Consider the following 7,509-nt stretch of genomic DNA (forward strand, 5'->3'; position numbering starts at 1 on the left):
GAGTGATATCCAGCTCGGCGACCAATTCACCGGTGCCGGACGTGCCACCCGCGTCGCGGATCTGCGTGCGGCGATCCACCATCAGCATGGTCGGGGCGGGCAGTTGCGCGTTACCAGGGCCGAACAGCTCACCGCGACTGCAGCGCAGCAGGTCTTCCCGGGTAAAGGCGTTTTGTTTGGTCATGCGAGCTCCTCAATAATCCCATGCGGCAGGTGGGGCAAATCTTCCCGGCCGATCGAAGCATTCATGCTTCGAATTGGCAGCCTACTCATAGACTATTGCGTTGTGGTGAAAGTCACAGCACAAGGGACATGAATGTACACTTGTGCACTGAAATTATTTTTCAAGCCCAATTTCGAGCTGTCAAGGTGCCTAAGACTGCCGCACTTTCGCCTTTCACGCCAGTCGCAGATGGGCACTACTGTACCCAACGCTGCAGAATTTGCTGCAGATCAGTGCGTTTGAAAGGCTTGGCCAGATAATCATTCATCCCCGCTGACAGGCACGCCTCGCGATCACCCTGCAAAGCGTTGGCTGTCAGGGCGATAATCGGTAGATCGGTGCAGCCGGGCAGTTGGCGGATCTGCCGGGTGGCTTCGTAACCGTCGATGACCGGCAGCCGGCAATCCATCAGAATCGCCTCGAAAATCAGGCTCTCGGCACTGCGTACCGCCTGCGCGCCGTCGGTGGCGACGCTGACAGTAAAGCCCAGGCTGCGCAGCATTGCTTCGATGACGGTCCGATTCACCGGATTATCTTCCACCAGCAGCACATTGCGCCCTTCGCCGTGGTCGTTGCCGGCCAGCGTACGCGGTGCCAGGGCCGGCGGCGTCTGCCTGGAGAGTGCCAGCGGAATTTCAAGGGTAAACACCGAGCCTCGGCCTTCCTCGCTCTGGGCGCGCAGTGTGCCGCCCATCCGTTCGGCCAGCGTGCGGGCAATCGGCAGGCCCAGGCCGGTGCCGCCGTAGCGCCGGGAGATCGAGCTGTCGGCCTGCTGGAACGCGTTGAACATCAGCTCCAGGCGTTCGGCCGAAATGCCAATCCCGCTGTCGCGCACGGTGCAGGTGAACCACAGCAGTTCGTGGTCCAGCGATTGCCACTGCGCCTCGATCGTCACCCGGCCTTTTTCGGTGAATTTCAGGGCATTGCCGATCAGGTTGACCAGAATTTGCCGGATCCGTGTCGGATCGCCCTGGACTTGCAGGGCCTGCATGCCGTCGGGGATTTGCAGTTCCAGGCTCAGACCCCGTTGCAGCGCACTGTGCTGGAAAGCCTGGGCGCAGCTATTGATCAGCTCGGCTAGGTTGAACGGGATGTGCTCCAGTTCCAGCGCCGAGCGTTCGATGCGCGAGAAGTCGAGAATGTCGTTGATGACCTTGAGTAAATGTTCGGTGGACTCCGATGCCAGCGCGGCGTACTCGATCTGTTCTTCGGTCATGTCGGTGGTTTCGAGCAGTTGCAGCATGCCCAGTACGCCATTCATCGGCGTGCGCAGCTCGTGGCTCATCATCGCCAGGAAGTCGGACTTGGCGCTGTTGGCCTTTTCTGCTTCTTCGCGGGTCTGGATCAGTTGCGCCATGGCCTGATGCTGCTCGCGGCTGGCGAGCTCAAGGCCATCGGCGAGGTTGTTGATGTGGCGCGACAGGTTACCCAGTTCGGCATCATCGACGATCGGCAGCGGCGTTTTGTAGTCGCCTTGCTGAATCGCCTTGACCGCATTGCCCATGGCGCTGATGGGCTCTGACAGGCTGGCGGCCAGGCGTCGGGCCAGCAGAAAGGTAAAGAGCAGGGCGAACAGTGCGAGGATCGCAGCCTTGAGCAGGATTTCCTGTTGTCTCTGGCTGAAGGCATCATTGGACATGCCGACGACTACCCGCCCCAGATAGTCTTCGGAGGGGCCAATGGCCGGTGGCGACCCCTGCAGGAAATCGTCGTTGAGCTTGATCCGTTGCAAGCGCACCGGTGCTTGAAACACTTCGACCTGTTGCGAGCGCTGGCGGCTTTCCGAGGGCTGCTCGACGTGTACCAAAACCTTGTTGGCGTTGTCCTGTACCTCCAGAAAGCGCACATGCGGCGTTGTCAGCGACGCCTTCATCAGGCTTTCGAGCACCTCATTGTTACCGGATATCACGCCGTACTCGGTGGCCGGGGCGAGTTGATTGGCGATCAGTTGGCCAGTGTGGTTGAGCTCCTGGCGCAAATCCTGGATTCGCACGACGGTAAAGAAACTGATCAGCAGCAAGGTCAGCAGCAGGGCCGGGCCGAGGCTGATGATCTGGGTGCGGGTATTGATGCCCCAATGGCGACGGAAGGTCATGGGCGGTTTTCTCCTTCGGCCAACTGTGTCGCAACAGCCGCGGGGTCAATCTGTTCGATGCCTAAGGAACGAGCGACTTGTGGGTTACTTAACACCTTGAAGCGCTGCGGATAGAGGTCGCGTGGCCAAGTGTCCGGTGAGCGGTCAAGCAAATCATCAAGGATGGCCAGCCAATCGCTTTGATCGCTGTAGCTGCTGGCCAGGCTGCCGGCCTTGACGAAGCCCGCATTGGGACCGATCAACGCGAGCTGTCGGCCATAACTGCTGAGCAGCAGATTCTTGGCGGTTTTCGGGTTGTACAGGTCGGGGTCATCGAGCCCCAGCAATACGTCGCTGTTCTTCAACAGGGTTTGCAGAGGCCGGCTGTCATTGGTGTTGTCCCAACGTTCGGCGACGATCTCCAGCCCCAGTCGGTGCGCGGCGTAGTGCAGTTCCTTGAGCAGAAATTCGCTGTTCACTCCGTACAGCACGCCGACTCGTCGCGCTTGCGGCAACAGGGCCTGGGTCAGGCGAAGTTGGCGGCTCAGCGGTGGATCACTCCACAACAGACTCAGGTGCAGGGGCAGGGCGTTACCCAAGCGCTGATTGGCTTGCAGGCGACTGATGCGCAGCACCAGCGTCGCCGGCCCCTGCTTGTCTTGCATGCGCCAGTCCAGGCTCGGCAGGTCGAGCAGGATCAGTCGGGTTGCGCTGGGTAGCCGGGACGGCGCGGGAAGTTCGGCAAGGCGTGTGAAACGCACCGTGTCTTTGGGCCGCTGCTTGGCCAGCGCGCGAGTAAAGGCTTGCACGCCGGGGCTGTCGTCGGCGCCGGTCAGCAATACATCGGCAGCGCGCACGGGCAGGCTGCTCAGACAGACAAGCAATAGTCCCCAAATCCAAGGCCGGCGGCTTCGGGGAGATAGGGTGCGAGTCTGGCTGTGGCGCATGTCAGAACTCTAACTCGGCGCTGAAATAGAGCACGTGGCGCGAGTCATAGTTGTTGTCAATGAAGGTGGTCGGCTGGTTGTCGAGGCGTTGTTGAAGGATACCGGCCAGTTCGAGGTTGGCCTTGCCCAGCGCAATACGTTTGGCGATGCGCGTGTCGACACGTTCGAAGCGGTAGCCATTGAGTGCGTCGTCACCATAGTAGAACAGCGCACTGTTCCAGCCATCGCCCCAATCGCGCAGCCAACCGGCCGAGCCGCTGTTGCGTGCGCTGAATTGTTCATCCAGAGGGTTACTGGCCTTGGCATCGACATAGGCGTAGGTCAGACGCAGCCGGTCGGCGGCGCTGACGCGCCAGTCAAGCTGGGTTTCCGTGCCGCTGAAGCGTGAGGAGTTGGCGTTGCTGGCAATGTACTGATTGTTGCGCAGCGGCTCGCTGATCATGTCGGTGATTTCGTCGTAGAAGAGTTTCACGTCGACGTTCAGCCCAAAGTCAGCGAAGAAGCCGTTATACCCCAGTTCCCGCGAGCGCATGTGTTCTTGATCGAGGTTGCCGGGGCCACGGGTCTTGACGAAGTAACGGGCACTGGACTGACCGTAGGCACCGGGCCTGAGGTTGGTCACCTGATAGCTCCAGTTGACGTTGTTTTCGAACATGTCGGGTGAGCGGATGGCCTCCGAATACACCGCCCGCAGACCGTGGCGCGGGTTGATCAGGTAATTGATCGCCACCCGTGGGGTGAGCGAGTCGCCGACCAATTGGGTTTTTTCGTACATCGCACCGCCTTGCAACAACCAGTGCTCGGTGGCACGCCACTCCAGTTGGCCGAACAACCGCCAGATGGAGTCGTCGAGGGTGCCATTGAAGTACGTCTCGGAATCGGCCCGGTCATATCGATAGTTCATACCACTGACTAGCCGCAGACTGTCGGACAGGCTCAGGGTGTCCTGCAGTTCAAGGTCGTAGCGCGACTCTCGGGTGCTCTGGTCGATGTCACCGCAGACCGTGCGTTTGGCGCCACCCCTCCATTGATCGAGCACCTGATTGGCCAGAGCCTGCTCGGCGGGTGTGCCGCGCGGTGCGCCTGTGCCGGTAAAGCTTTCCATGTGTCGCGCCAGTCGCTCGGCATAGTTGGGGTTGAGCTGCCAGAGTTCGGTGAGTTCAGGGCTGAAGGACACTTCGGCGTCGCAGGCGCGCCAGACCTGCTGACGATCCCAATGCTGCGCCGAGCCCTGGACGTAGAGGCTGTGATCCGGGTTGAGCTCCAGGTTCCAGCGCAACGAACCGGCGTAATCTTTGGCGATCACGTCAGAGTTGTCACCCGCCGAGGTAATCCCGGAAAACACCGGGCGGTAGGTATACGGCCGCTGGTTGGTGCCGTCTTTGGCATTCAGTTGCCAATCGATGCTTTGCTGTTCGTTGAGCATCTGGCTGACGGCCAGGTTGAAGCGGTTCAAGCGACGACTGTCGCGGTAATCCGCACCCTGGCGATCCGAGTCGAAACCGTCGTCTTCCTGACCGGACAGCGACAGGCGCAGGTCGCCGGTTTCCCAGCCGGAGCCCTGGCTGGCGTACCAGTCGTTGATGCCGCGCTCACCGCGGGTGACTTTCATCCGTATGCCATGGCTGTTGGCCGGCGCGCGGGTGATGATGTTAACCACTGCCATCAGCGCGTTGGCGCCATAGCTGACGGTGTTCGGGCCACGGAAAACCTCGATGCGCTCAATGTCCTCCATGGCCACCGGAATGTCGCTCCAGTCCACGGTCGCCAGGCCGGCGCGGTACACCGAGCGACCGTCGATCAACACTTGCATGCGTCGTGCTTCGCTGGCGTTGGTGCCGTGATAGTTCACCGCTGCCTGGTTGCCGCTGACGTTACCGACCATCATCCCCGGTACCAGTCGCAGCAATTCGCTGATGTCCCGGGCACCGCTGGCCTTGATCAGCTCGCTGTCGATCACCGTCATGCTCCCGGGCACGGCGGCCGGCGACTGTTTCAGTCGGGTGGCGGTCAATACCTGGGGTAGCGCAGGGTTGTCGAGGAACAGGTCATCGGCCAATAGCGGGTCGCTGAGTATCAGCGCCAGAACCAGCGAGGAGCGAAGGTGGGGAGGGCCAACAGACACAGTACAGCCTTGATAGCGGTTAATTGCCGCGCATGTTAACCGAGCTGTTTGAGTTTTCCAGTCACGATGCCGGCATTTTCCTCGGATTTGATGGTCTGCATCCTACAAGTACCGGTAATTGACGCGGGGACTGGCCGACGCTGGACCGCCCCGTATAATGCGGTAATCGCCACTGGTATGGATTAACGGATTGCATATGACTGAACAGCGCCCGATTGCGGTCCTGGGAGGCGGAAGTTTTGGTACCGCCGTGGCTAATCTACTGGCCGAGAACGGTCATCAGGTCCGGCTGTGGATGCGAGACCCTCAGCAGGCCGAGGCCATTCGGGTCAACCGCGAGAATCCACGCTACCTCAAGGGCATCAAGGTTCACCCTGCGGTGGAGCCGGTTACCGACTTGTTGGCCACCCTGAATGATTGCGACCTGTGTTTCGTCGCACTGCCTTCCAACGCCCTGCGTTCGGTACTGGTGCCGTATGCCGAGCGCCTGAGCGGCAAGTTGCTGGTGAGCCTGACCAAAGGCATCGAAGCCCACACCTTCAAACTGATGAGCGAAATTCTTCAGGAAATCGCCCCGCAAGCGCGCATCGGCGTGTTGTCCGGGCCGAACCTGGCCCGTGAAGTGGCCGAACATGCACTGACGGCCACGGTGGTCGCCAGTGAAGATGAAGAACTTTGCCAGCGGGTTCAGGCTGCGCTGCACGGTCGGACCTTTCGCGTGTACGCCAGTGCCGACCGTTATGGTGTGGAACTGGGTGGGGCACTGAAAAACGTCTACGCGATCATCGCCGGCATGGCGGTGGCGTTGGGCATGGGCGAAAACACCAAGAGCATGTTGATCACCCGGGCATTGGCGGAAATGACCCGCTTTGCGGTGAATCAGGGTGCCAACCCGATGACATTCCTCGGGCTGGCCGGGGTAGGCGACCTGATCGTCACCTGTTCGTCACCGAAAAGCCGCAACTATCAGGTCGGTTTTGCCCTCGGCCAGGGCTTGAGCCTGGAAGACGCGGTGACAAGTCTTGGCGAAGTCGCCGAGGGCGTTAATACCCTCAAAGTGCTCAAGGCCAAGGCCCAGGAAGTCGGGGTTTACATGCCGTTGGTCGCCGGTTTGCATGCAATTCTGTTCGAAGGGCGCACGCTCAATCAGGTTATTGAGCTGTTGATGCGCGGCGAGCCGAAAACCGATGTCGATTTTATCTCCACCAGCGGTTTCAACTGAACACTCTATCTACAGAGGCAGGGAGCGAGACATGAACGATCCAAAAGTAGAAGCCAAGTACGAATCCATTCTGCTGCGCGTGCTGTGGATGCTGGTTTACGTGCTGGTCTGGCAGGTCGCGCAATTTATCCTTGGCGCCGTGGTGCTGGTTCAACTCATCTATCGGCTGATCTACGGCGCACCGAACGCCGGCCTGATGAACTTCGGTGACAGCCTCAGCCAGTTTCTGGCGCAGATCGGCCGCTTCGGCAGTTTCCACAGCGATCAGAAACCGTGGCCGTTCGCCGATTGGCCAACCCCGCGGACACCGGAAGGCGAGGCCCCGCACGCCGTACCGCCGGCGCCGCATCCGGCCCGTGATGAGGAGCCGAAGCTATGAAAGTCTGGGTGTTGCGTCACGGTCAAGCCGAGCCTCACGCCCGTAGCGACGCTGAACGGGAGTTGACCCAGCAGGGGCGCGAAGAAGTCCTGCGCAGTGCCGCGCAGCTGATCGGTCAGCCGATTCAGGCGATCATCGCCAGCCCCTATATGCGCGCGCAGCAGACTGCGCAACTGGTGCGCGAAGCGTTGGGCTTTGAGCCGGAAATTCGCACGGTGCCGTGGCTGGCGCCAGACAACAATCCGCTGACCGTCGTGGATCAGCTCGACTCGGCGGAAAACATCCTGCTGGTCAGCCATAACCCACTGGTGGGCAACCTGATTGGCTTCTTGCAGCACGGTCATTTACGTGCGCCACAGCCGATGAGCACCGCCAGCCTGGCCGAGCTTGAGGCTGATTTGCCGTTGGCCGGGGCGATGACGCTCAATAGCGTCAAGAACCCTTAGATCAAAAGATCGCAGCCTGCGGCAGCTCCTTGTATCTCGACTATCGCTCCGTCAGGAGCGATAGTTCTCGACTGATCATCGAGGGAGGGACCT

6 protein-coding genes and 1 pseudogene are annotated in these 7,509 nt (G+C 60.4%); 3 read left to right on the plus strand and 4 right to left on the minus strand.

Annotated features, from left to right (window positions below; genetic code table 11):
* The 4 genes and pseudogenes from ACIPIN_RS28500 to ACIPIN_RS28515 form a co-directional block, all read right to left on the minus strand.
* A pseudogene (locus tag ACIPIN_RS28500) lies at positions 1-184 on the minus strand (beta-hydroxydecanoyl-ACP dehydratase); the annotation flags it as partial.
* Positions 185-419: 235 nt separating this feature from the next.
* Positions 420-2,318, minus strand: a complete 1,899-nt coding sequence (locus tag ACIPIN_RS28505; RefSeq protein WP_401124751.1) for an ATP-binding protein — start codon at positions 2,316-2,318, stop codon at positions 420-422.
* A complete protein-coding gene (locus ACIPIN_RS28510; RefSeq protein WP_401124754.1) occupies positions 2,315-3,244 on the minus strand; it encodes an ABC transporter substrate-binding protein in 930 nt (309 codons plus the stop codon). The genes ACIPIN_RS28505 and ACIPIN_RS28510 overlap by 4 nt, the downstream gene beginning before the upstream one ends.
* A 1-nt stretch (position 3,245) precedes the next feature.
* The gene (locus ACIPIN_RS28515; protein WP_401124755.1) at positions 3,246-5,369 is read right to left on the minus strand and encodes a TonB-dependent receptor plug domain-containing protein; all 2,124 of its coding nucleotides are present in this window, start codon (positions 5,367-5,369) and stop codon (positions 3,246-3,248) included.
* 196 nt (positions 5,370-5,565) lie between these two features.
* On the opposite strand from ACIPIN_RS28515, the gene ACIPIN_RS28520 reads away from it, so the two are divergent.
* The 3 genes from ACIPIN_RS28520 to sixA are packed head-to-tail and all read left to right on the plus strand — an operon-like array spanning position 5,566 to position 7,416.
* On the plus strand, positions 5,566-6,591 hold the full coding sequence (locus ACIPIN_RS28520; protein WP_401124758.1) for an NAD(P)H-dependent glycerol-3-phosphate dehydrogenase: 1,026 nt from the start codon (positions 5,566-5,568) through the stop codon (positions 6,589-6,591).
* A 31-nt stretch (positions 6,592-6,622) separates the two neighbouring features.
* Complete coding sequence (locus ACIPIN_RS28525; protein ID WP_401124760.1) at positions 6,623-6,970, plus strand: DUF4389 domain-containing protein; 348 nt, start codon at positions 6,623-6,625, stop codon at positions 6,968-6,970.
* Entirely contained in the window at positions 6,967-7,416 is a 450-nt protein-coding gene (gene sixA, locus ACIPIN_RS28530; RefSeq protein ID WP_401124763.1) for a phosphohistidine phosphatase SixA, read from the plus strand. Before ACIPIN_RS28525 ends, sixA begins: the two co-directional genes overlap by 4 nt.
* The last annotated feature ends 93 nt before the right edge of the window (positions 7,417-7,509 follow it).

This window comes from Pseudomonas sp. NPDC087697 (genome assembly GCF_044743155.1).
GTDB lineage: Bacteria > Pseudomonadota > Gammaproteobacteria > Pseudomonadales > Pseudomonadaceae > Aquipseudomonas.

Excerpts from the sequence above, each read along its gene's own strand:
- ACIPIN_RS28520 (WP_401124758.1), top strand. The coding sequence starts at position 5,566 with ATGACTGAACAGCGCCCGATTGCGGTCCTGGGAGGCGGAAGTTTTGGT.
- sixA (WP_401124763.1), top strand. The coding sequence starts at position 6,967 with ATGAAAGTCTGGGTGTTGCGTCACGGTCAAGCCGAGCCTCACGCCCGT.
- ACIPIN_RS28525 (WP_401124760.1), top strand. The coding sequence starts at position 6,623 with ATGAACGATCCAAAAGTAGAAGCCAAGTACGAATCCATTCTGCTGCGC.
- ACIPIN_RS28505 (WP_401124751.1), bottom strand. The coding sequence starts at position 2,318 with ATGACCTTCCGTCGCCATTGGGGCATCAATACCCGCACCCAGATCATC.
- ACIPIN_RS28510 (WP_401124754.1), bottom strand. The coding sequence starts at position 3,244 with ATGCGCCACAGCCAGACTCGCACCCTATCTCCCCGAAGCCGCCGGCCT.